Origin of the sequence: Streptococcus sp. 121 (assembly GCF_016458205.1) — a bacterium.
In the GTDB taxonomy this organism is placed as follows: Bacteria; Bacillota; Bacilli; order Lactobacillales; family Streptococcaceae; genus Streptococcus.
The window spans coordinates 1-22,459 of record NZ_JAEMED010000035.1; the positions used below are offsets into that span (position 1 = coordinate 1).

Sequence of the window (22,459 nt, forward strand, 5' to 3'; positions counted from 1 at the left end):
ACAAACTGGCTAATGAGACGTGCTTCATGAGTTTCAGGGATATCCCAAGCAATAGATAGGTCAAGGCTGAGTTGATTTGTGTTATACTGTTTATACATTTTATTTCTTTCTAGTTATTTTGTGGTTATTATAATTATAAAGCATAAAATGAAAAAGGAGCAACTCTATTCTGGAATTGCTCACTTTTTTTATTTCTATAAGCTAGTTTTTGCCCAGCCTCTGCTTTCTTTTTCTCAGAATACATGTAAACGCTTGCACCTATAAAACCATTGTGATATACTAAACATATGAAAACGGGAATTCTCCCTAAGAATAAGGAGGCTTTTATGAAAGCAGTTGTTGTTAATTCAGAAGGTACGGGTGTTGAAGTTGTGGAAAAAGAGTTTCGTCCCATCGAAGTCGGTGAAGCTCTTGTTGAAATAGAATACTGTGGTGTCTGTCACACAGACCTGCACGTAGCTCATGGAGATTTTGGAAAAGTTCCTGGACGTGTTCTAGGTCATGAAGGAATTGGGATTGTTAAAGAAGTCGCTCCAGATGTTACTAGTCTCAAAGTTGGCGATCGCGTCAGCGTTGCCTGGTTCTTCCAAGGTTGTGGAACTTGTGAATACTGTACGACTGGACGTGAAACCCTTTGTCGTGATGTCAAAAATGCTGGTTACTCTGTAGATGGCGGTATGGCCCAACAATGTATTGTTACAGCAGACTATGCTGTGAAAGTCCCTGACAACCTTGACCCCGCCCAAGCATCTTCTATCACTTGTGCGGGTGTAACAACTTATAAAGCGATTAAAGAAGCCGATATTCAGCCTGGTCAATGGGTGGTTGTCTACGGTGCCGGTGGTCTTGGGAATCTTGCCATTCAATATGCCAAAAAAGTTTTCAACGCTCATGTTATCGCAGTTGATATTAACCAAGACAAATTAGACTTAGCTCTTGAATCAGGTGCGGATGTTAGTCTAAATGGGCTTGAAATCGAAGATATGGCTGCTAAAATCATGGAAATCACAGGCATTGGAGCTCATGCTGCTGTCGTTACTGCGGTTTCCAAGGTAGCCTTTAACCAAGCCGTTGATTCCGTAAGACCTGCTGGAAGCATCGTTGCAGTTGGACTCCCATCTGAATACATGGACCTCAGCATTGTTAAACTTGTCTTGGACGGTATTAAAGTTGTTGGTTCCTTGGTTGGAACTCGGAAAGACTTAGAAGAAGCCTTCCAGTTTGGAGCTGAAGGTTTGGTAGTACCAGTTGTTCAACTTCGCCCTGTCGACGAAGCTCCTGCTGTCTTTGACGAGATGGAAGCAGGTACCATTCAAGGCCGTATGGTGTTAGACTTCAAAAACGCTTAATCATACTCTTTGAAAATCAAATTTAAACGTTGTCAGGTCTGACAGTCTGGAAGACTGTCAGAGATTCTAGTTGAAAAAACGAAGTTTTTGTCAACTTTGCCGTACTTATTTGAAACTTTCTCCGAAAGTTTTATCAGTAAACTCAAAACCTCTCCCAGAGATTTTGAGCTGTCTGCGGCTCACTTCCTAGTTTAATTTTTGATTTTCATTGAGTATCACTTAACCGAAGGTAGAGCAGGGTGCTCTACCTTTTTGTTGTGGTTTTTTTGGATGTCTATGGTTTTTTTGAAAGAGCTTGACATTTTCTTGAAATCGCTTTACAATAAGATGGCTTAAAGATTTCTTAAGGATTTAAGTCGCAAATATTTTTTAGGAGGAGACCAATAATGAGTATTGGAATCATTATTGCCAGCCACGGTGAATTCGCTGCCGGCATTCACCAATCTGGATCCATGATCTTTGGAGATCAGGAGAAAGTCCAGGTTGTGACCTTTATGCCAAGTGAAGGGCCAGACGACTTGTATGCCAAGTTTAATGACGCTGTGGCCGCGTTTGACGCAGAGGATGAAGTCCTTGTCCTAGCAGACCTTTGGAGTGGATCCCCCTTCAACCAAGCTAGCCGCGTCATGGGTGAAAACCCTGAGCGCAAGTTTGCCATCATCACTGGTTTGAACTTGCCAATGTTAATCCAGGCCTATACAGAACGGATGATGGATGCATCTGCAGGTGTTGAGGCCGTTGCTGCTAATATCATCAAGGAAGCGAAAGATGGTATTAAAGCTTTACCAGAAGAGCTTAATCCTGCTGATGAAGCTGCACCTGCTGCAGAGGGACCAATTGCCCAAGCAGCGATTCCAGAAGGAACTGTGATCGGCGACGGGAAATTGAAAATCAACTTAGCTCGGATTGATACACGCTTGCTACACGGACAGGTTGCGACTGGATGGACGCCAGACTCAAAAGCAGACCGTATCATCGTTGCATCTGATTCTGTTTCCCAAGATGAGCTTCGGAAAGAATTGATCAAACAAGCGGCACCTGGTAATGTCAAAGCCAATGTTGTCCCAATTCAAAAATTGATTGATGTTTCTAAAGATCCTCGTTTCGGAGATACCCACGCACTTATCTTATTTGAAACTCCACAAGATGCCCTACGTGCCATCGAGGGTGGTGTACCAATCAAGACCTTGAATGTTGGGTCGATGGCTCACTCAACCGGTAAGACAATGGTGAACAACGTTCTTTCTATGGATAAAGAAGACGTTGCAACCTTTGAAAAATTGCGTGACCTTGGCGTTGAATTCGACGTCCGTAAGGTTCCGAATGACTCTAAAAAAGATTTGTTTGACCTCATCTCTAAGGCCAACGTTCAATAACAATAGAAAGGACATAAAACATGTCATTGATTTCTGCAATTTTGGTTGTCCTTGTTGCCTTCTTAGCTGGACTTGAAGGTATCTTGGACCAATTCCAATTCCATCAACCACTTGTTGCTTGTACCTTGATCGGACTTGTAACTGGTAACCTCACAGCAGGTATTATCCTTGGTGGTTCTCTGCAAATGATCGCTCTTGGTTGGGCTAACATTGGTGCTGCGGTTGCACCCGATGCTGCCCTCGCTTCCGTTGCAGCTGCTATTATCCTCGTATTAGGTGGTGACACTTCTACACGTGGTATTGCTGTTGCTCAGGCTGTTGCGATTCCTCTTGCCGTAGCGGGTCTCTTCCTTACTATGTTGGTGCGTACTGCTTCTGTTGGTTTGGTCCACGGTGCTGACGCAGCTGCTAAAGAAGGGGATATTGCTAAAATGGAACGTTACCACTACATCGCCCTTCTTCTTCAAGGACTTCGGATTGCGGTTCCTGCAGCGCTTCTTCTTGCTATTCCAACTGAAGCCGTTCAGTCTGCTCTTGAAGCAATGCCAGCTTGGTTGTCTGACGGTATGGCGATCGGTGGTGGTATGGTTGTGGCCGTAGGTTATGCTATGGTTATCAACATGATGGCTACTCGCGAAGTATGGCCATTCTTCGCAATCGGTTTTGCTCTTGCCGCTGTTTCTGATTTGACTTTGATTGCCCTTGGTGCGATTGGGGTTGCTCTTGCCTTCATCTACTTGAACTTATCAAAACAAGGTGGTTCAGGAAACGGTGGCGGTGGTGCTGCTACTTCAACTGACCCAATCGGGGACATTCTTGAAGACTATTAAGAAAGGGGACTCACAACATGACTGAAAAGATTCAATTAAGTAAAAATGATCGTCAGAAAGTGTGGTTGCGCTCCACTTTCTTACAAGGTTCTTGGAACTATGAGCGGATGCAAAACTTGGGTTGGGCTTATTCTATGGTTCCAGCCATCAAACGTCTTTATACTTCAAAAGAAGATCGCTCTGCTGCTCTAGAGCGTCACATGGAATTCTTTAACACTCACCCATACGTAGCTTCTCCAATCCTTGGGGTAACCTTGGCCTTGGAAGAAGAACGTGCGCGTGGTGCTGAGATTGACGATGCTGCGATCCAAGGGGTTAAAATTGGTATGATGGGACCTTTGGCCGGTATCGGAGATCCAGTCTTCTGGTTCACTGTTCGTCCAATCCTTGGTGCCTTGGGAGCCTCTCTTGCCCTCTCAGGTAACATCATGGGACCAATCCTCTTCTTCGTACTTTGGAACCTAATTCGTATGGCTTTCCAATGGTATACACAAGAATTGGGTTACCGTGCTGGATCTGAAATCACTAAAAACATGTCTGGTGGTATCCTTCAAGACATCACTAAAGGAGCATCTATCCTTGGTATGTTTATCCTTGCCGTTCTGGTACAACGTTGGGTATCCATCAAGTTTGCCTTCAACGTTTCCGAAGTTCAACTAGATGAGAAAGCTTACATCCATTGGGATCAGCTTCCTGAAGGTTGGGAAGGTATCCAAGAAGCCTTCGCTCAAGTTGACGCAGGACTTTCTCAAACTCCAACTAAGGTAACAACCTTCCAACAAAACTTGGATAGCTTGATTCCTGGTTTGATGGGACTCCTCCTTACCTTCCTCTGCATGTGGTTGCTTAAGAAGAAAGTTTCTCCAATCACAATCATCTTGGCACTCTTTGTTGTCGGAATCCTTGCTCACGTAGCAGGTATCATGTAATGTTTCAAGGTGGGGCGACAAAGTCCCACCTTGTTTTTTTCAACATTCAATCAACTTCAAAACCAGAATACTCAAAGCAGTTTGAAATCTGACTCGAATTTTATAGTCTTTTAGTTTACTTTTAGTACAAGGCAGCGAGTCGTAGACAGTACTGAAGTACGGCAAGACGAGCTAACACAGTAATAAAAGATAAACTAAAAGAGTATAATTCAGGAATTGAGTTAACATTTATGCCTACATGATGTAAGTAAAACTTGTAAACCATAACGATATGCAGATTTTGAACTGAATAGAGTATAAAGGAGGAAATATGGTTCAATCCCTTAATACAAGCGTTGAATTCCAAACCAGAGGCCAATCCTATCTCGGAGTCGGCGGGCAGGTCGGAAATTTTTTGGTTGGTGATAAAGCCCTTGAATTCTATAGCGATCGGAATGTGCAAGATTTTATTCAAATGCCTTGGGAAAATATCCAAAGCATTGGAGCTAATGTTAGTCGTGGAAAGGTGAGTCGGCATTTTGAAGTCAAGACAGATTTAGGAAATTTCCGCTTCTCTTCCCCAGACTCCGGCCGGATCCTCAAAATCGCTCGTCAACACATCGGGAACGAGAAAGTCGTTCGTCTACCGACCTTGGTCCAATTGACCTGGAAAAAAATTCAGCAAGCGCTTGCCAAAAAGGGCTAGTTTGGATATAATGAAACAAACGGACAAGTAGTCTTATTTCTTCTTTTAGAGAGTCTGCGGTTGCTGCAAGCAGATAGAAGGGAAGGACGAAATTCTACCGTTGGATATAGTTTAGATAAGGAATCAAGGCACACGATGTGAAGTTGGATGGAACCGCGTTTCGACGCTCCAACACCAGCATTCGTGTGTTTTTTCATTAGAGGAGGTTTCTATGTTAGATTTAAAACAGGTTCGCAATGACTTTGCCGCAGCTCAGGCAAAATTGGCCACACGTGGAGTCGACGCTGCTATCTTAGATAAGATGAAAGAGTTAGACGAGCAACGTCGGGAACTCTTGGTTCAGGTTGAAGAAGAAAAAGCCAAACGCAATACCGTCTCTGCAGAAATTGCCCAAGCCAAACGCAACAACGAAAATGCGGATGACAAGATTGCAGCCATGCAAGCTTTGTCTGCCGAAATCAAAGAATTGGATGCCCGCTTAGCAACCATTGACCAGGAACTTCAGGACATTCTAGTAACCCTTCCCAACCTTCCACATGAGTCTGTTCCAGTTGGGGAAGATGAAGAAGACAATGTGGAAATTCGTCGCTGGGGTCAAGTGCCTGAATTTGACTTTGAGCCCAAAGCTCACTGGGACCTGGGAGAAGATCTAGGCATTTTGGACTGGGAACGTGGTGGGAAAGTGACTGGAGCTCGTTTCCTTTTCTACAAAGGACTCGGAGCACGTTTGGAGCGCGCACTTTACAACTTCATGTTGGACGAGCACTTGACAGAAGGCTACACTGAAGTGATTCCACCTTATATGGTCAACCACGATTCTATGTTTGGAACCGGTCAATATCCAAAATTCAAAGAGGATACCTTTGAATTGGCAGATACCAACTATGTCCTCATTCCAACTGCGGAAGTTCCCCTTACCAACTACTACCGTGGGGAAATCTTGGAAGCCAAAGACCTACCAATCTACTTCACTGCCATGAGTCCATCTTTCCGTTCTGAAGCCGGTTCAGCAGGACGCGACACCCGTGGTTTGATCCGCTTGCACCAATTCCATAAGGTCGAAATGGTTAAATTTGCCAAACCGGAAGAATCTTACCAAGAATTGGAAAAAATGACTCAAAACGCCGAGTCAATCCTCCAAAAACTTGGCTTGGCCTACCGTGTCTTGACCCTCTCAACTGGAGATATGGGCTTCTCAGCTGCAAAAACGTATGACTTGGAAGTTTGGATTCCAGCGCAAAACACTTACCGTGAAATCTCAAGCTGCTCCAACACCGAAGACTTCCAAGCACGCCGGGCACAAATCCGTTACCGGGATGAAGCAGATGGTAAGGTAAAACATGTCCATACGCTGAATGGATCAGGACTAGCCGTGGGTCGGACTGTTGCTGCTATCTTGGAAAATTACCAAAACGAAGATGGCTCTGTGACAATCCCTGAAGTTCTCCGTCCTTACATGGGTGGTGTTGAAAAAATTGAAGTTCCGTAAAGAAGCTGTTAGCTGGGCGAAAGCCCAGCTTTTTCAATCTCCATTAGACAAATTCCAGCTCTTTCTTTGGTATAATGATAACAATTGAAAAAATAGTAAGGATAGATTATGAAACTCATTTCATGGAATATTGATTCATTGAACGCCGCTCTGACTTCTGACTCAGCTCGGGCTCAATTGTCACAAGCAGTTTTGCAAACCCTAGTCGATGAAGATGCTGATATCATTGCCATTCAGGAAACTAAATTGTCTGCCAAGGGACCTACCAAAAAACATTTAGAAATTTTGGCTGACCTTTTCCCAGATTATGAAAACACCTGGCGTTCTTCTGTTGAACCAGCTCGTAAAGGATATGCTGGAACCATGTTCCTCTATAAAAAAGGACTGGATCCTGTCATCAGCTATCCAGAAATTGGTGCTCCTTCTACCATGGACTTAGAGGGCCGGATTATCACCCTTGAATTCCCAGAGTTCTATGTGACACAGGTCTACACCCCCAATGCAGGTGATGGCCTTAAACGCTTGGCAGAACGCCAAGTCTGGGATGCCTGCTACGCTGACTACCTAGCAAGCCTAGACAAAAACAAACCTGTTCTAGCAACCGGTGACTACAATGTAGCCCACAACGAGATCGACTTGGCTAACCCTGCCTCTAACCGCCGTTCCCCAGGCTTTACAGACGAGGAACGCCAAGGATTCACCAATCTCTTGGCCAAAGGTTTCACAGATACCTTCCGTCACCTCCATGGGATGATTCCAGATCACTATACCTGGTGGGCTCAACGCAGCCGAACCAGCAAAATCAATAACACCGGCTGGAGAATTGACTACTGGTTGGTTAGCAACCGTCTTGCGGATAAGGTGCAAGAATCCAGCATGATTGACTCTGGAGCTCGTCAGGACCACACTCCTATACTTTTAAAAATTGAACTCTAACAAAGAAGCACGAGTACTGAGACTCGTGCTTCTTTATGTCAAATTATTTATTTTCTATAACACTTATACTCAATAAATTTCAAAATCTGACGTTGTCAAGCCTCTTCGGTGAACTTCAGTTCTACCATCATCGGCTTTCCTAGTCATTTTTTTGAAATTTTTCGAGTATTCCAATTTTGAAGTTTGTCCAGGATTAACGAATTTCAAACATACTAAGCTTAGTAGTGAAGAAACCTTCGGCGAAAGATTTCCTCACTACTTTTTCTTTATGTTATACTCTTTTAGTTTATCTTTTATTACTGTGTTAGCTCGTCTTGCCGTACTTTAGTACTGCCTGCGACTCGCTGCCTTGTACTAAAAGCAAACTAAAAGACTATAAAGTAGAGGTTTCTTGTTAAATCGTACTAAATTTTGACATTTAATGCCGTAGCTCAGTATTTTCTGCGACTCACTTCTAAGGCTAAAATTGTGCTTTTCAGTGAGCATAAACTGTCTATTCTCTGCGAATCCCCAATTCTAAAAGATTCATCTGCAGATGACTTTCCTTTAAAGAATAAGTTTCCAATTGGTTGACAACTGACCGTAAATGATTCGCTTTTTCACTTGAAATCAGCCCATCACTTTCAAATTCATGAATGATTTTTCGTTCCAAATAATAAGCCGCAATTAGTTCCTTTGAATGGTATTGTCTGGTTCGCAATAAAACACGACTGACAAATCCACCATCCCCGATAATGGTTGCTTCTCGTAAACGATAATCTCTGTAGTAATGCAGGAGCTCCGTTGAGTAGACTCCTGACAACTCAGCCAAGGCATCCATCAACACTTCTGTATTGTTCAGATAAAGAATAGCCAATTGATCGCTCTCCTCCGCACTTAGCTGCGGCTGATTTCCAGCCAACCACTGGCGAGTATAGGATCCAAATGTCATGATTTCATGGACCAGCAGTCTAGCTACCCGGAAAAAAAATAGTAACAGAAATGTTAAACGGCTCATAACTGAGCGACTCACTTGCCCTTCCAATCTTCTTAAATAACGCTGGTAAACAAAGTAAGCACGTTCTGATAATTGTCCCGCTTCATAGGCCTGATCGAGACCATCATTTTCGACACTTAACGTTAACAGATTCAAATCTAACCATTGCTGTCGAATGGAACGCCCTTCATGCTCAATAATCAAAGAACCAATCCGATCATTATAATTATCAAGCACAGCATATAGAGCCTCCTTCTCCGTACTTTCTTGAATGTCTTGTTCAATTTGATTGATGACTGCATTAAGAACAGCTATCTCTGCAGCATAATCAATATCTTCCTCTGGCTGATCAGCTAGATAAGGTAAAACCAAAAGACCTGTCAAAAAACTGAAGAGCGTAACGCCAGCCACTATAAAGAGTAAACTCGGATAAGCAATTTTTAGATCTTGTGGTAAGAGAAGGATGGTCGCTATCGACATAGTTCCTTTGACTCCTGAAAACGTTAGGATGAAAATTTCCTTCCACTGGGAGGTCAAACTATCCTTTTTGATCCATGCACGAAGAGCATAATAGACAGTAATTCCTATAAAACGAAGGGCAAATAAAACAACTGTTAAAAGGACACTCAATCCTAAAAGAATCGCATTGTCATACAAGGGACTTCTGACAATTGGATCAAACATATAGACCAATTCAATTCCTAAAATAAGAAAGACAGCCCCATTTAACATGAAGTTCACTGCTTTCCAAACAGTGTCAAAGGTTTCTTCTATTTCCACCTCAAGTTGATTAAAGCGTTTCCTGCGATTAGACTTCAAAATTCCAGCCACAACAACTGCAATGATCCCTGAAACTTGTAGCTGATCCGCCAAATAAAAGGTCAGAAGTGGGAGGCTCAGTTCTAATAACAATTCTCCCGCCACATCAACAGCTTGGTAACGCATCAGTATCTTGTGGGTAATGAAATTCAAACCAGCCGCGAAGAAACCAACCACAATTCCTCCTGCAATTTGAACAAAAAGCGTACCTCCAGCTTGGGTTACAGAAAACATACCGGTTGTCCAAACCAGAATGGCCGTTTGATAAGAGACCAAACCACTTGCATCATTCAAGAGCCCCTCCCCCCTTAAGATATCCTCTGTCTTCTGCGAAAATCGGAATCGCTCGGCCAAGGACGAAAATGCAATCAGGTCAGTCGAGCCTAGGGCAGCACCTGTGGCTATCGCTACTGCCCACGGTACAACCACTAACTGGGTATGGATAACAGCTCCTAAAACAAGGGTCGTCAAAAAGATAAGGGGGAAAATTAAATAAAGGATGAAGCGCCAATGCCGGCCAATACTAGACACATCCGCCTCCTCCGACTCGCGAAAGGCTAGAGGACCAATGATCAAAGCCAGAAACACGTTCGTATCAAATTCAATTTGGTCTGAAAGCGTAAATAATCCAATGATGATCCCAAATACAATCTGTAGAAAAGGGACAGGTAATTGAGGGATAACCTTATTTAATGCATTTGATAACACTAATACCGATACAAAAATTAATAAAATCAGCAAGATTTCCATCTAGCGCGTTCCACCCTGACAAAGCTTCTGATAAAAATTTTTCTCTTTCGCCACCTTTTTAGCAGTTGGCTGATCATCCTGCCCATTAATTTGCAAGGCACATCGTTTCATCTCCAAACCTAAAACTCGTTTTTGTTGACGACGTAACTGGCGCTCATGACCTGCTTGGATAGCCTGATGATCATCCACACGAACATCTTGTAACCGTGCTCTATCTTTTAAAGCCTGCAAACGTTCTTCAATAAATTGCTTATCCATGTTTCTCTACTTTCTTTTCAATCATAATTAAAAAAGGGGGACAATTCCGCTGATTCAGGGTTCGGTATTCCAAAACGGTATAATCCTCTTGCGGCAGGTCTTGGACAAATGCCAAGAGTGCATCCTTTTCCTCTGTACCTCCTGGATGTCCCCAATAGACCATCATCGCAATCCGACCACCCGGAAGCAAGATATCACAGGCTGCCTTCACCGCTGCCAATGTCGTTTCTGGAAGGGTCACTAGACTCTTATCCGCTGACGGTAGATAACCCAAATTAAAAATCACCGCCTTAGCCTGATCCACATATTCTGCCAGATGCTCATGTCCCTTTAAGTGTAATTGAACATTGCTCTGACCAGCCTGTTCCAAACGCTGCTGGGTTTGAACCAAAGCTTGTTCCTGAATATCAAAAGCATGGACAAGACCGCTCCTTTGGGCTAGAAAGAGTGTGTCATGGCCATTCCCCATGGTTGCATCCACTGTGGTATCCTCTGGGCTAAGGACCTGAACCAGAAATTCATGGGCCATGTCTAAGGGTTTTAGTGGCATTTTTTCCTCCCCCATCTTTTTATGCTCATTAAATTTCAAATTCTGACCTTGTCAAGCCGATTCGGTGAACTTTCGTTCAACCTTCATCGTCTTTCCTAGTCATCTCTTTGAAATTTTTTGAGCATATCAGAATTAGTTAAGTACAAAGATGTTCCCATTATACCATTTTTCCCCAAAAAGAAAGCAAGCTAACGCATGAGCTACCTTGCTTGTTTGCCTGTGAAACGCCAACGAAAGCGAAGTCTTTGATAAGCGGGAAATTCTAAATATAATATTCCGAATCCTAGTAAAAGACTACCAATGACGTCGCTCGGGTAATGAACCCCTAGATAAACTCTGGAAAGGGGTAAGGCCAAAATCAAGAGAATCAGAGATCCTTGTAAAAAACGCCGAAGCCATCCTGCCTGAACATTTTGACTGACAATAATCAGCACAGAGCCGATCACCAAACTGGCTGCTAGAGCATGACCACTGGGGAAAGAAAACCCCTTCTCTGCAACTAGATGCTCAATACCAGGACGTGGTCTTTGATAGATATTTTTCAAGATAAGAACCAGTAAGCCAGTTAAAGCCAGGTTCCCTACTAAGAGGATTGCCTCGCTATAGTAACGTTTCCACAGAAGGAAGATTGTAGCCATGGCAACCCAGCCCATAATGACCGGCATATTCCCAATCTTGGTTAGACTGGTAAAGAAAGTCGTCAAAGCTGTGGGAAGATCACCACGAACAGCGGTTTGAATCCCACTATCAAAAGCCACCAAGTTTTGAGGATAGAAACGAACTGTATACCCCAAAATCACAAATAATAAGAGACAAAAACTCCCTCTCGTCCAGTAGCTTTGCTTATTCTGCATAGGCTTTCACCACCGGTTTCATGAGTGCCCAAATCAGACAAAAACTAAAGGTATAAGACACTCCAGCAATCAAATTGAAGGGGAGAACCATAGCTTGGAGATAGGTTCCAAGCCCAATGATAGCAGCAATATCAAATCCAGCAAAGCTAGCATACAGGGGAATGGCATAGAAATAGTTCATCCCAAGCATCACCACGGTTAGGGCTAGGGTTCCCAAGCCTCCAGCTAGAAAATACTGAACATAGGAATCCTTTTTACGCCAAACCATGGCTAACACCAACATAAAAGAGAAAATTCCGAGCATGTTCATAGGAAGCCCGATAACAGTCGAAATCCCTTGGTTATTCAATAAAAGCTTCAGTAACGAACGAAGCAAGAGAGCCAAGCTTGCCTGCTTCAGACCAAACAACTCCAATGCCACCAAAATGGGTAAAATACTTAAATCCAACTGCAAGAAATCTGCACCTGGAATAATGGGAATAGCAAAAAACATCAAAATAAAGGAAAGGGCAGCCAACACTGCCACGATTGTCAAGCGTTTAATTCGAGTCATGTCGTACCTATCTATTTAATCTTATCTTGTTCATAATGATGAACGGTTTCTAATCCAACAAAGTTCTGTTGGCGTAAAGCCTCGTAAACCACCATACAGACTGCATTGGAAACATTTAAACTACGGACATGGTCATCATTCATGGGAATCCGAATCGCCTGTTTCCGATAGTCCTGTAAGAAATCCGCAGGCAAGCCAGTATCTTCCCGTCCAAAAATAAAGTAAGCATCGTTCCCTGTCTGATAGTCCTTCTCAGCATAGGTCGCTTCTGCAAATTTGGTAACGGGATAGAGTGATTGATGACCATGTTGGCTCAAAAAATCCTCTAAAGATTCATAGTGAAAAATCTCCAACTGGTCCCAATAATCGAGCCCTGCACGTTTCATCTTTTTATCATCCAAAGGAAAACCCAAAGGATGGATTAAATGAAGGGGACTATTGGTTGCGGCACAGGTCCGAGCGATATTTCCTGTATTTTGTGGAATCTGAGGTTGGTATAAAACAATATGATTCAAGGAAAAGGTCCTTTCGAATAAAAAAAATAGCCACATTGTCCGGAGTCAAGCTCAGCGGGCAATGTGGTGCGCTCATCTGATTAACTTAGATCACAACAGGTCTGAGCTAAATCAATCAAATTACAGTCTTAGTATATACCAGGAACACCTTACCTGTCAAGCTTCTTGATTGTTTTTTTGAAAAAGACAAAGGAATCTGGAAGGGGATCCTCTCCCCCCTGTGACCAAGGGTGACAGGACAAGATTCGCTTACTGCCCAAATAGAGGCCCCATAGGCCATAAGCCTCTAGGGCTTGAATCATATAAGTAGAACAAGTGGGGCTATAGATACAGGAAGGTGGAAAAAGAGGCGAAATAAAGCGTTTGTAGCCCTTCACCAGAAGAATCAGAAGACGACTCATCGTCTTTTCTTCCCAGTCTGCTTAGGCGTTACCGCTAGGTTATGCAGTTGACTAATTTCTTTTTTGTTTAACCGTCGGAATTCGCCTGGCCGTAAACCTGCTACATCCAGATGACCGAAACGAGTTCGGGATAATTTGTCAACTTGAAGTCCAACCGCCTCAAACATCTTCTTAACCTGATGATTCCGGCCTTCATGAATGGTTAATTCCACAACGGAACGGTTTTTAACCGGGTCGACTTTTAAAATATTGTAGACTGCTGGTTTTGTTTTCTTTCCTTCAATGACAATACCTCTGGTTAACGGACGAAGGTTTTCCTTGGTAGCCAATCCTTTCACACGCGCTAGGTAAACCTTGTCAATTTCATTTCGAGGATGGATCATCTCATCTGTAAAATCACCATCATTGGTCAATAACAAAACACCACTAGTGTCCCAGTCCAAGCGGCCAACGGGATAAATCCGTTCCTTGACCCCACTAAAAAAATCAAGAACAGTTGCCCGGCCCTTGTCATCACTGACACTGGAAATAACTCCACGGGGTTTATTTAAAAGGTAGTAGACTTTTTCCTCATGATAAATCGGTTGACCTTCAACTTCTACACGGTCCCCTTTTTTCACAGTGGTAGCCAATTCCTTGACCACTTGGCCATTGATCGTTACCCGACCCTGCTTAATCAGCTCTTCTGCTTTGCGACGGCTGGCAACTCCAGCATGGGCTATGTATTTATTAATTCTCATTTTCTTCCTCAATCCTAAACAAGGACTTCTCTTGCTCTTCTTCTTCCTCTACTTGAATCTGAGGAAGATCTTCTAATTGATTCATCCCCATGTAGTCCAAAAAATAATCAGTGGTGCCATATAAATTTGGGCGCCCTAAGGTTTCCTTTTTACCAACCTCTTTGATTAAACCAAACCCTTGCAACTTGGTTAAGGCCCCGCTTGAGTTAACACCGCGAATAGCATCAATTTCAATGCGAGTGATTGGCTGACGGTAAGCAACAATGGAAAGCACCTCCAAGCTGGCCCGGGAAAGAGATTGCTGCATCGGTGTCTGTGCATAGGCTTCCAATAAAGAAGCATAGGCCGGCTTGGTCACCAGACGTAAGCTTCGCTTGGTCTCAATGACCGTCAAACTGGAATCAGGATTCTGGTCATAGGATTGGATTAAAGCCTTGATCAAGGGTTCGAGCTGAACTGGATCCACATCCAACATGGAGGCCAAATGGAAGCGATCGAGACCATCCTCACCAGCTGTAAATAAGAGGGCCTCCAAGGCCGCTAATTGACTCATGTTACCTGTCCTTCTATCCATATTTCATCAAAGGTCTCAGCCTGATGGAGACGAATTTCTTGGATTTTCACCAATTCCAAACAGGCTAAAAATTGTGTAATCATTTGGGAAAGCGATTCAGCCTGAACTAGAAGTTGGCTAAAGGCCAGTTTTCCCTTGGCTTGCTTCAAACCTTGGCGAACCTGATCCATGGAATCCTCAATCCGAAAATCATCCCGTTCTACCGTTGTATGCTGTCCCTGCCGTTTCTTTTTCTCCTGCCGTAGTAGATGCGAAAACGTCAAAAAGAGGTCCATGGAGGTGACGTCCTGATTGAGTTCCACAACTTCCGAAAGCAAAGGACTAGAGGGATGGCTATAATAGAGCGAGCGATCCTCATGCTGCCGGGCCAATTCCTGACTGGCTGCTTTAAAGTAGCGATAATCTTCCAATTGTTGAAGCAGGTTCTGTTCCATATCCTCCACTAGCTCGTCTTCCTCTTGACTTTGAATCTGGGGTAAGAGCTTCCGGCTTTTTAGTAAAATCAACTGACTGGCCATAACCATATACTCAGAAGCCACTTCCAAACGTAAGGCTTGGAGGGTTGACAGGTAGGCCAGATACTGTTCAATCACCTCTAACAAGGGAACATCATAAATATCCATTTGGTAGCGAGAGACGAGGTGCAAGAGCAAATCCAAGGGTCCCTCAAAATCTTTGATTTTTATTTCCATTTGCGGTATTTCTCAATACTGTGTAAGGAGCGCAGGCCTAGATTATCTGCAATCGTCAGCAAGTCCACTCCGGCTTTCAATTCTTTAAAAATATACTGCTCTCGTAAACTTTGAGGGGAGTGAGTTGTCAGCTCCTGCTCCTCCAAAAATGCTTTTATCTGTAAAAAAACCCACTGACGGGTATAGGGTTTCCCTTGATGTTCAAAGAGAAAGGTGCCTGGGCCTTCTTGGCCCAGGAGCTTTCTCAAGTTCTCTCCCACTTCCAGAACTCTGCGTTTACCGCTTTGTCCCACCTGCAAAAGACCAAGAGCAGGCTGTAAATCGGACTTCTTCAGCTGAATAATTTCAGTTGGCAAGAGCCCGGTTTCCAAAATCAGAGCTACCAAAAGCTGGCCTTGTGGATATTGGGTCTTTATCTGAAACAAATCCTTAGCCAACAAAGCCTGGTCAGGAGCACTCGGCTCCTCTTGACTTTTCAAAGGCGGCAAATCCAAACGGTAATAACGTTCGACATGTCCCTCTTGATAAAGAAAGAAGAGGAATTGGTTAATGGCGGATAGCTTTCGCCGCTGAGCCGTTACACTGAGATGACTCAAAGAGTCCCGGTAGACTTTAAGACCCAGATCATCTACCTTACCATTCAGGCTCCGCTCTAATTGCTTTAAATCCGATACATAGGCCGCCCTGGTATTGGTGGAAAGTCTTTTGCTTTCTAAAAAGGACTCAATCCAAGCTCTCATTTGGGACTCATTTCATAATGTTGGCCAAAATCATGGAGCAGGGCATTGGTTGCCTTGAGAATGGATTTACGAGCAATAATCCCTTCCAAAAGGCCCTCAGCATCTAAGACCGGTAGAAAGGACTCGTCCACCAACTTGTGAAAGACCTCTGTCAGGGTGTAACCCGGTCCCAGGGTAAGTCCATCTCTTTTGACCATATGCACAATGTCCATATTTTCCAGCTCTGCAGCTGACAGATTGTGTTGTATTTGATAGCTCAGGATATCCGTTAAAGAAATCGTTCCTACAAATTTACCGTGGTCTGTCACGACAGGAATCCGTGTATAGGTAATCTGACTTAGCAGTAGAATTACATGATCCACGTTATGGCTATCGATGACAACCGCCAGATTCGCAGCAGGCGTTAGAAAGGTGGACTCTTGGGCCTTCAAATAGTCCTCTAGGGGTTGTGCAATCATTTGATAGTAAACTCCTTGCTTAAGCTGGGGAAAAGCTGATGATCTCGTGTGTAGTAGTCCACACGAGCTTGATTGCCTTCAAGACGAATCACAGCATAGAGACGTTCCAAGATTGTCCCACGCGGCTGACTGACTGAACCTGGATTCAAATAAAGGATCCCATCTTCTTGATAAGCAGCAGGGATATGGAGATGCCCGTAAAGACAGATGCTGGCTCCTTCTTCTTGCGCCCAGTAGGCCAATTTATCCATGGTGAAATTGATATTTTGCAGATGGCCATGAGTTTGGACAATCTTGTGCCCATCCAAATCGACACTCAGACGATCCGGAAAAACTGCAAAAAAGTCCATATTTCCGGCAACAACATGGATACCGTCCCAAACTGAATCATCCACTTCCAATTCTGAATCTCCATTATGGAAAATCAAGTCTGCCTTATCTTGCCATTGTTCTTTGATGGCTTGTACAATACTGCGATCCCCATGAGAATCGCTCATAACAACTACTGTCCGTCTCTCCATGATGGAAATACCTCCACTAATTTCTGAACAGCTTGAGCCCTATGAGACTGCTGGTTTTTCTCCTCCATACTTAGCTGAGCAGACGTTATTCCAGTCTCACCTATGAGAAAGAGGGGATCATAACCGAACCCATTCTCTCCCTTAGGCTCAAAGGCAATGTAACCAGGCCAATCGGCCTCAACAACCAAAGACTCACGCCCCGGAGCAGCGACAACCAAGGTCGTATGGAACTGAGCTGAACGATTTTCCTTATCTAAAACCATGGCCATCTCATGTAATAATCTAGCATTATTTTCAGCATCCGTCGCATCTGGTCCAGCAAAACGGGCACTCCATACTCCTGGAAGCCCACCTAGGACATCTACTTTTAGGCCGGAATCATCCGCTAGAACCATAGTCCCTGTTAGTTCTGCAATTCCTTCTGCCTTCAGACGGGCATTGGCTTCAAAAGTCGTACCTGTCTCCACAATTTCTGGCAGATCTGGATAATCATTGAGATTTTCCACTCGGAAACCTAGTGGTTCGAAGATTTTCTTAAACTCCGCTGTTTTGCCCTCATTGCGCGTGGCAATCAAAAGGGGCTCTAATTCCGCTTGTCCCAGCACCTTATCCAACTCTTCCCCTCCTTCTGGTAGAACCACATGTAGCAGACGCCCTTCTTCCACAACCAACAGGGCAGCTCCTCGGCGCTCTAGGCTCAGATGACGGTTCTCACTGCGATTGATCAGGTCCACCATAAACTGTGCCAGCTTTTGAGCTGAAGACCATTGGAAAACTTGCACTTTAAAGCCATTTTTTTGAGACAAATTTTGAAAAGGGGCTAGGAAATGGTAAACCTGATCTTCCTGATCAAAAGCGAAACTTAAGTGAGGTCCGTCAGACACCTGTGCGACGTACCAGTCTTGTCCATCTCGAAATTCTACTAGTTCTTGTTTCATAAATCTATATGCTCCACTCGTACTTCTTCTTCTAGCCAGGTCTGGGCTAGCTGGGTAAAGGCAGCCGCATCTCCCGTCGTATAAAAGGCGTGTTGCTGCTGTTCCAAATTACGTCCACGATTGATTTCAAAATAATTCAAGAGGACCGAAATATCCCGAACACACTCAGCGCCACTATCAATCAAGGTGACCTCAGGACCCAAGGCATTTTGAATGACTGGCCGTAGCAAGGGATAATGGGTACATCCCAAAATCAAGGTTGAAACCTGTCCCTGAAAATCTTTTAACTGATCATACACAACCTTTTTAGCCAGACTAGAGTGAAGCTCATTCGCTTCGACTAGGGGCACGAAAGGTGGACAGGCCTGACTTATGACTTGGGCATTGGGATCCAAGGACTGAATCTTTTGGCGGTAAATATCCGAGGCGACGGTCATTTCTGTCGCAATGACACCAATCTTTCCTTTATGATTGACTTTAAGAGCTGCAGAAGCACCTGGAAGAATAACACCAAGCACTGGAATATCCAACGCTTCTTTGATTTCCTCCCAGGCCACAGCTGTTGCCGTATTACAGGCAATGACAATCATTTTGACATTTTTAGCCTGCAAAAAACGAACCAGTTCCCAAGTATATTCTCGAATTTCTTCAGCTGCCCGAGGGCCATACGGAGCTCGGGCAGAGTCTCCTATATAAATAACTTCTTCATGGGGTAGTTGGCGTCGGAGCTCTTTTACAACGGTCAAACCACCGACTCCTGAATCCAAGAAGCCAATTGGACGATTATCCATGCCATCCTCCTTTTATCTAGCCCAGTGGCCAATATTGCTGTAACCACCCTAGAAAAAACGAGAAGGCCGAGACTTTTGTCTCAGCCTCGCTTGTTTATTTCTTGGCTTGTTTCTTTTGTTGGTTGACAATTTGTTGATAAACTTGATTGACACGCGCCTCGCTTGGTTTTTGTCCCATTTGCCCCATCATGACACGCAGGGCATCCTTATTCAAACGAGGGTATTGAGCAATTTCTTGCTCGAATTGACGGCGAGACAAATAAATTCCAAGTGCTACACCAGCAATAAAGAAAACAACGATTAATAGTATTCCTAACCAAAGAGGCATAATTCAATTCCTTCCACTTTCATACATTTCTCCTTATTATACCAAAGCCTAGCCTCTTTTTCAAAAAGAAAAAAACCTCCAAGCAAAACTTGGAGGAATCAACCTTAATCGCGATTAGCCGCAAAAATGCGGAGGATACTCAAGAAAAGGTTGATAAAGTTCAAGTATAGGCTGAGAGCCATGGAAATAGCCCAACCGTTGGAAACTTGTCCGCCTGATTGCTGGTAGGCTTGACGAATCCGTTGGTTGTCATAAGCAGTTAAGCCTGCAAAAATCACAACCATCACAATACTCATGATGTAGGACAAGCCTGCACTACGTAAGAAAATATTAATCAAACTAGCAATTAAAACTCCGAATAAGACCATGCGAAAAGCATGAGCCATACCAGACAAATCCCGCTTGCTAACAAGACCAACCACTGCCATAGCAAAGAAGGTCAGTGTAGCGGTCAAGAAGGCCGCAAACACATCCGTTTGGCTGTAAGCTGCTAGGATAAAGCTGAGGGTGAAGCCGTTTAGGGCTGAATAGAAAAGGAAAAGTGGCATGGCCATTGGATTATTTTTCCAAGCGGTTGTTGAAACTGAATAAACAAGAGCCAACTCAATAAAAGAGGCAGCATAGTAAACCCAAGAATGGTTGACCATAATATTTATCATGGTTGCTTGGAAAACATAAAGCAACAGACCAGAAACGAGAGCTGAAATACCAAGCCCCATCCCCATATAACCATAAACTTTAGCGAAAAAACGATTTAAACCAGTATCGGTTTGCGACATGATTGGTTGCATAAAAAACTCCTTTAGCTATTTTTTAAATGAAACAAGAGAATACCAGCAGCGATGGCCACATTTAGACTCTCTGCCTGACCTGACATAGGAATATGAACGGTTTGATCCGCCAACGAATGAGCTAGACCAGAAGCCCCTTGCCCTTCATTCCCCATTAAGAGGATGAGCTGCTCCATAGGAGCTAAGTCCAGGTAAGACTGCGACCGATCCTTTAGACTCGTCACCAAAAGCGGGGCATGAGAGACTTTGGTTAACTCATCCAACGAATACTCGTAAATCGGCAAATGCCAGTGGCTTCCTTGCATGGATCGAAGGGTCTTAGGACTATAGATGTCTGCCGTCCCAGGACTTACCAAAACCCCAGTAAAACCTGCTGCATCTGCTGTACGGATCATGGTTCCAACATTCCCTGGATCCTGAACTTCCTCCAAATACAGCCATTTTCCTTGGCTTAAATCTGGCCTTTCGAGGATCTCTCGTTTCACCTCTGCCACAATCCCTTGAGGTGTTTTGGAATCCGCCAATTCAGCTAGAATGGAGGTAGAAACCAGTTGATAGGCCAAACCCTTTGGAAGTCTCTCTTTTTCTTCTTCTAAAATAAAAATAGTCCCAAATTCTACTCCAGCTTGATAAGCTTCTTCAAATAGATGCCAACCTTCAATCAGATAAGAATCCTTGCGGTATTTTTTCTTTTGTAATTTTTTGATCTTTTTAATCAAGGGATTGGTTTTAGAGGTTATAATAGTCATAAGAGATATTATAGCACAAATGGAGGAACCTATGAAAAAAGTACGGTTAATTGTTCAAGGTCGCGTTCAAGGAGTTGGTTTTCGCTGGTCTGTTTGGGAACTCGCCAATTCATTGGGAGGGATTACAGGACGTGTCTGGAATCGAGAGGATGGAACGGTGGAAATTCTAGCCCAGTCTGAAGATGCCGGAAAGATGGCACTTTTTATCCAAGAGGTGAGAAAAGGACCTAGCCCTTTTTCCAAGGTGACCTATGTCGACGTTACCATGGCTAACTTCCCCTCTTATCAAGATTTTGCCATCCAAAACTAAAGGTCAGACCTTGGTCCTATTGTAATTTAGGCCTAAAAACAGTAAAATGGGAAGGGTAATAATTTAGAAAAGGACGATGAATGTGACAATTAGAAAAAAATTTGTTTCTGCAGGACTCCTAGCCTCGATGCTGGTCTTGCTCTCTGGCTGTGTCGGCCGTGATGCGAGCGGAAATCCGACGGGCCTTATCTGGGATCTTTTGGGAAAACCCATGAGTATCCTAATCACCTTCTTTGCTGAAAATCAAGGATTGGGATATGGGGTTGCCATTATTCTGGTAACCATTATTGTACGGATTATTATTTTGCCATTGGGGCTCATGCAATCCCATAGAGCAGCCTATCAAGCTGAAAAGATGGCTTATATGCAACCAATCTTGGCACCTATCCAAGAACGGATGCGAAATGCCCAAACCCAAGAAGAAAAATTATTGGCCAATCAAGAATTTATGGCGGCACAAAGAGAGAACGGCCTTAATCCACTCGGTGGAGTTGGTTGCTTACCAATCTTGATTCAAATGCCTTTCTTCTCTGCCCTCTTCTTTGCAGCACAACATACACCAGGGATTGCAGGTTCCAGTTGGATGGGAATTCCATTGGATTCATCAAGTATGCTCTTGACCATTCTAACGGGTGTCCTCTATTTAATCCAGTCCGCCCTAACCTTGGTCGGAGTTTCTGAAGAACAACGGAAACAAATGCAATCTATGGTCCTTATGAGTCCGATCATGATTATGGTCTTCTCTTTCAATTCACCAGCTGGTGTTGCTCTATACTGGTTGGTCGGTGGTTTCTTCTCCATCATTCAACAATTGATTACCATGTATGTGGTACGTCCTCGTCTCCGGAAACAAGTCGCTAAGGAATTTGAAGAAAACCCTCCAAAAAAACCAAGCAACTTTTCAGCTAGCTTCGGAGCTAGTGCAAATAACGGACCAATCAAAGATGTGACACCACAAAGCTCACAAAATCGCAACAACTCCAATAAAAAACGCAACGCAGGTAAGCAACGGTCTCGTAAATAAGAAGTTGCTAGAGTATAAAAGACACCAAGTCAAGGCATTGAAACCTTGACTTGGTGTTTTTTCATTCTATTATTAGACTCCCTATCAATTTCGGAATACTGGACAAACTTCAAAATCGGAATACCCGAAAATTTCAAAAAAATGATTAGGAAAGCCGATGATGGTATAGTCTTTTAGTTTGCTTTTAGTACAAGGCAGCGAGTCGCAGGCAGTACTAAAGTACGGCAAGACGAGCTAACACAGTAATAAAAGATAAACTAAAAGAGTATAGAACTGAAGTTCACCGAAGAGGCTTGACCACGTCAGATTTTGAAATTTAATGAGTATAAGCCAATCGAGTAGGGACTAATGGATAGTCCCTCTCATACCACCGTGCGTGCCGTTCGGCACACGGCGGTTCAATTAACTTTTAACGCATGTCGTTTTAAGTAGTAATCGAGACAGCTGACCAGTCCTCGTTTGGCGAGGACTGGTTTTGATATTGCTCTCTTTAATACTGACTTTTGTGCTACTAGTTGATAGTGGTCACCCCA

27 protein-coding genes and 1 pseudogene are annotated in these 22,459 nt (G+C 43.7%); 9 read left to right on the forward strand and 19 right to left on the reverse strand.

Annotated features, from left to right (window positions below):
• Positions 1 to 326: 326 nt before the first annotated feature.
• The 7 genes from adhP to JEQ21_RS07465 all read left to right on the forward strand — a co-directional run bounded on the left by adhP (position 327) and on the right by JEQ21_RS07465 (position 7,594).
• Positions 327 to 1,349, forward strand: a complete 1,023-nt coding sequence (gene adhP / locus JEQ21_RS07435) for an alcohol dehydrogenase AdhP (protein ID WP_199364746.1) — start codon at positions 327 to 329, stop codon at positions 1,347 to 1,349.
• 386 nt (positions 1,350 to 1,735) lie between these two features.
• Positions 1,736 to 2,725 (forward strand): PTS sugar transporter subunit IIB, encoded by a 990-nt coding sequence (locus JEQ21_RS07440; RefSeq protein ID WP_199364747.1) that lies wholly within the window; start codon positions 1,736 to 1,738, stop codon positions 2,723 to 2,725.
• 20 nt (positions 2,726 to 2,745) lie between these two features.
• Entirely contained in the window at positions 2,746 to 3,555 is an 810-nt protein-coding gene (locus tag JEQ21_RS07445) for a PTS mannose/fructose/sorbose transporter subunit IIC (RefSeq protein ID WP_196967412.1), read from the forward strand.
• 17 nt (positions 3,556 to 3,572) lie between these two features.
• A complete protein-coding gene (locus JEQ21_RS07450) occupies positions 3,573 to 4,484 on the forward strand; it encodes a PTS system mannose/fructose/sorbose family transporter subunit IID (RefSeq protein ID WP_199364748.1) in 912 nt (303 codons plus the stop codon).
• A 310-nt stretch (positions 4,485 to 4,794) separates the two neighbouring features.
• Positions 4,795 to 5,169: a DUF956 family protein gene (locus tag JEQ21_RS07455; protein ID WP_199364749.1), complete on the forward strand. Its 375-nt coding sequence runs from the start codon at positions 4,795 to 4,797 to the stop codon at positions 5,167 to 5,169.
• Positions 5,170 to 5,380: 211 nt separating this feature from the next.
• A complete protein-coding gene (gene serS, locus JEQ21_RS07460) occupies positions 5,381 to 6,658 on the forward strand; it encodes a serine--tRNA ligase (protein WP_199364750.1) in 1,278 nt (425 codons plus the stop codon).
• 108 nt (positions 6,659 to 6,766) lie between these two features.
• Entirely contained in the window at positions 6,767 to 7,594 is an 828-nt protein-coding gene (locus JEQ21_RS07465; protein ID WP_199364751.1) for an exodeoxyribonuclease III, read from the forward strand.
• Positions 7,595 to 8,087: 493 nt separating this feature from the next.
• On the opposite strand, the gene JEQ21_RS07470 is transcribed toward JEQ21_RS07465, so the two are convergent.
• From JEQ21_RS07470 to JEQ21_RS07555, 18 genes are all read right to left on the reverse strand, one after another.
• Positions 8,088 to 10,139, reverse strand: a complete 2,052-nt coding sequence (locus JEQ21_RS07470) for a cation:proton antiporter (RefSeq protein WP_199364752.1) — start codon at positions 10,137 to 10,139, stop codon at positions 8,088 to 8,090.
• The gene (locus JEQ21_RS07475) at positions 10,140 to 10,397 is read right to left on the reverse strand and encodes a hypothetical protein (RefSeq protein ID WP_199364753.1); all 258 of its coding nucleotides are present in this window, start codon (positions 10,395 to 10,397) and stop codon (positions 10,140 to 10,142) included. It abuts the gene before it with no gap.
• Positions 10,390 to 10,947 carry a tRNA (mnm(5)s(2)U34)-methyltransferase gene (locus JEQ21_RS07480; protein ID WP_199364754.1) on the reverse strand — a complete coding sequence of 186 codons (558 nt, stop codon included), beginning with the start codon at positions 10,945 to 10,947 and terminating at the stop codon, positions 10,390 to 10,392. The genes JEQ21_RS07475 and JEQ21_RS07480 overlap by 8 nt, the downstream gene beginning before the upstream one ends.
• Before the next feature lie 200 nt (positions 10,948 to 11,147).
• The gene (locus JEQ21_RS07485; RefSeq protein WP_199364755.1) at positions 11,148 to 11,801 is read right to left on the reverse strand and encodes a phosphatase PAP2 family protein; all 654 of its coding nucleotides are present in this window, start codon (positions 11,799 to 11,801) and stop codon (positions 11,148 to 11,150) included.
• Positions 11,791 to 12,354 (reverse strand): ECF transporter S component, encoded by a 564-nt coding sequence (locus JEQ21_RS07490; protein ID WP_196967443.1) that lies wholly within the window; start codon positions 12,352 to 12,354, stop codon positions 11,791 to 11,793. Before JEQ21_RS07490 ends, JEQ21_RS07485 begins: the two co-directional genes overlap by 11 nt.
• A gap of 11 nt (positions 12,355 to 12,365) precedes the next feature.
• Positions 12,366 to 12,905: a tRNA (uridine(34)/cytosine(34)/5-carboxymethylaminomethyluridine(34)-2'-O)-methyltransferase TrmL gene (trmL, locus tag JEQ21_RS07495; protein WP_199364756.1), complete on the reverse strand. Its 540-nt coding sequence runs from the start codon at positions 12,903 to 12,905 to the stop codon at positions 12,366 to 12,368.
• A gap of 113 nt (positions 12,906 to 13,018) precedes the next feature.
• Positions 13,019 to 13,270, reverse strand: coding sequence for a membrane protein insertion efficiency factor YidD (yidD, locus tag JEQ21_RS07500; protein WP_196091495.1), 252 nt, complete (start codon positions 13,268 to 13,270; stop codon positions 13,019 to 13,021).
• Entirely contained in the window at positions 13,267 to 14,010 is a 744-nt protein-coding gene (locus JEQ21_RS07505) for a pseudouridine synthase (RefSeq protein ID WP_196967441.1), read from the reverse strand. Before JEQ21_RS07505 ends, yidD begins: the two co-directional genes overlap by 4 nt.
• Positions 14,000 to 14,563, reverse strand: a complete 564-nt coding sequence (gene scpB / locus JEQ21_RS07510) for an SMC-Scp complex subunit ScpB (RefSeq protein ID WP_199364757.1) — start codon at positions 14,561 to 14,563, stop codon at positions 14,000 to 14,002. Before scpB ends, JEQ21_RS07505 begins: the two co-directional genes overlap by 11 nt.
• Complete coding sequence (locus JEQ21_RS07515) at positions 14,560 to 15,276, reverse strand: segregation/condensation protein A (RefSeq protein ID WP_199364758.1); 717 nt, start codon at positions 15,274 to 15,276, stop codon at positions 14,560 to 14,562. The genes scpB and JEQ21_RS07515 overlap by 4 nt, the downstream gene beginning before the upstream one ends.
• Positions 15,267 to 16,016 (reverse strand): site-specific tyrosine recombinase XerD, encoded by a 750-nt coding sequence (gene xerD, locus JEQ21_RS07520; protein ID WP_199364759.1) that lies wholly within the window; start codon positions 16,014 to 16,016, stop codon positions 15,267 to 15,269. The genes JEQ21_RS07515 and xerD overlap by 10 nt, the downstream gene beginning before the upstream one ends.
• On the reverse strand, positions 16,013 to 16,474 hold the full coding sequence (cbpB, locus tag JEQ21_RS07525) for a cyclic-di-AMP-binding protein CbpB (RefSeq protein WP_196967437.1): 462 nt from the start codon (positions 16,472 to 16,474) through the stop codon (positions 16,013 to 16,015). Before cbpB ends, xerD begins: the two co-directional genes overlap by 4 nt.
• A complete protein-coding gene (locus tag JEQ21_RS07530) occupies positions 16,471 to 16,995 on the reverse strand; it encodes a metallophosphoesterase (protein WP_199364760.1) in 525 nt (174 codons plus the stop codon). Before JEQ21_RS07530 ends, cbpB begins: the two co-directional genes overlap by 4 nt.
• Positions 16,977 to 17,933, reverse strand: a complete 957-nt coding sequence (locus tag JEQ21_RS07535; RefSeq protein ID WP_199364761.1) for a nucleoside-triphosphate diphosphatase — start codon at positions 17,931 to 17,933, stop codon at positions 16,977 to 16,979. Before JEQ21_RS07535 ends, JEQ21_RS07530 begins: the two co-directional genes overlap by 19 nt.
• A complete protein-coding gene (gene racE / locus JEQ21_RS07540) occupies positions 17,930 to 18,724 on the reverse strand; it encodes a glutamate racemase (protein WP_199364762.1) in 795 nt (264 codons plus the stop codon). The genes JEQ21_RS07535 and racE overlap by 4 nt, the downstream gene beginning before the upstream one ends.
• A gap of 94 nt (positions 18,725 to 18,818) precedes the next feature.
• Positions 18,819 to 19,052 (reverse strand): YneF family protein, encoded by a 234-nt coding sequence (locus JEQ21_RS07545; protein WP_196091486.1) that lies wholly within the window; start codon positions 19,050 to 19,052, stop codon positions 18,819 to 18,821.
• Between the two features lie 104 nt (positions 19,053 to 19,156).
• The gene (locus tag JEQ21_RS07550; RefSeq protein WP_196091485.1) at positions 19,157 to 19,843 is read right to left on the reverse strand and encodes a Bax inhibitor-1/YccA family protein; all 687 of its coding nucleotides are present in this window, start codon (positions 19,841 to 19,843) and stop codon (positions 19,157 to 19,159) included.
• A gap of 11 nt (positions 19,844 to 19,854) precedes the next feature.
• Entirely contained in the window at positions 19,855 to 20,592 is a 738-nt protein-coding gene (locus JEQ21_RS07555; protein WP_199364763.1) for a TrmH family RNA methyltransferase, read from the reverse strand.
• A gap of 31 nt (positions 20,593 to 20,623) precedes the next feature.
• Here JEQ21_RS07555 and JEQ21_RS07560 point away from each other — a divergent pair, with 31 nt between their 5' ends.
• Positions 20,624 to 20,902, forward strand: a complete 279-nt coding sequence (locus JEQ21_RS07560; protein WP_199364764.1) for an acylphosphatase — start codon at positions 20,624 to 20,626, stop codon at positions 20,900 to 20,902.
• An 82-nt stretch (positions 20,903 to 20,984) separates the two neighbouring features.
• Entirely contained in the window at positions 20,985 to 21,926 is a 942-nt protein-coding gene (gene yidC / locus JEQ21_RS07565; protein WP_325176129.1) for a membrane protein insertase YidC, read from the forward strand.
• A gap of 398 nt (positions 21,927 to 22,324) precedes the next feature.
• On the opposite strand, the pseudogene JEQ21_RS07570 reads toward yidC, so the two are convergent.
• Positions 22,325 to 22,459, reverse strand: a pseudogene (locus tag JEQ21_RS07570) (group II intron reverse transcriptase/maturase); the annotation flags it as partial.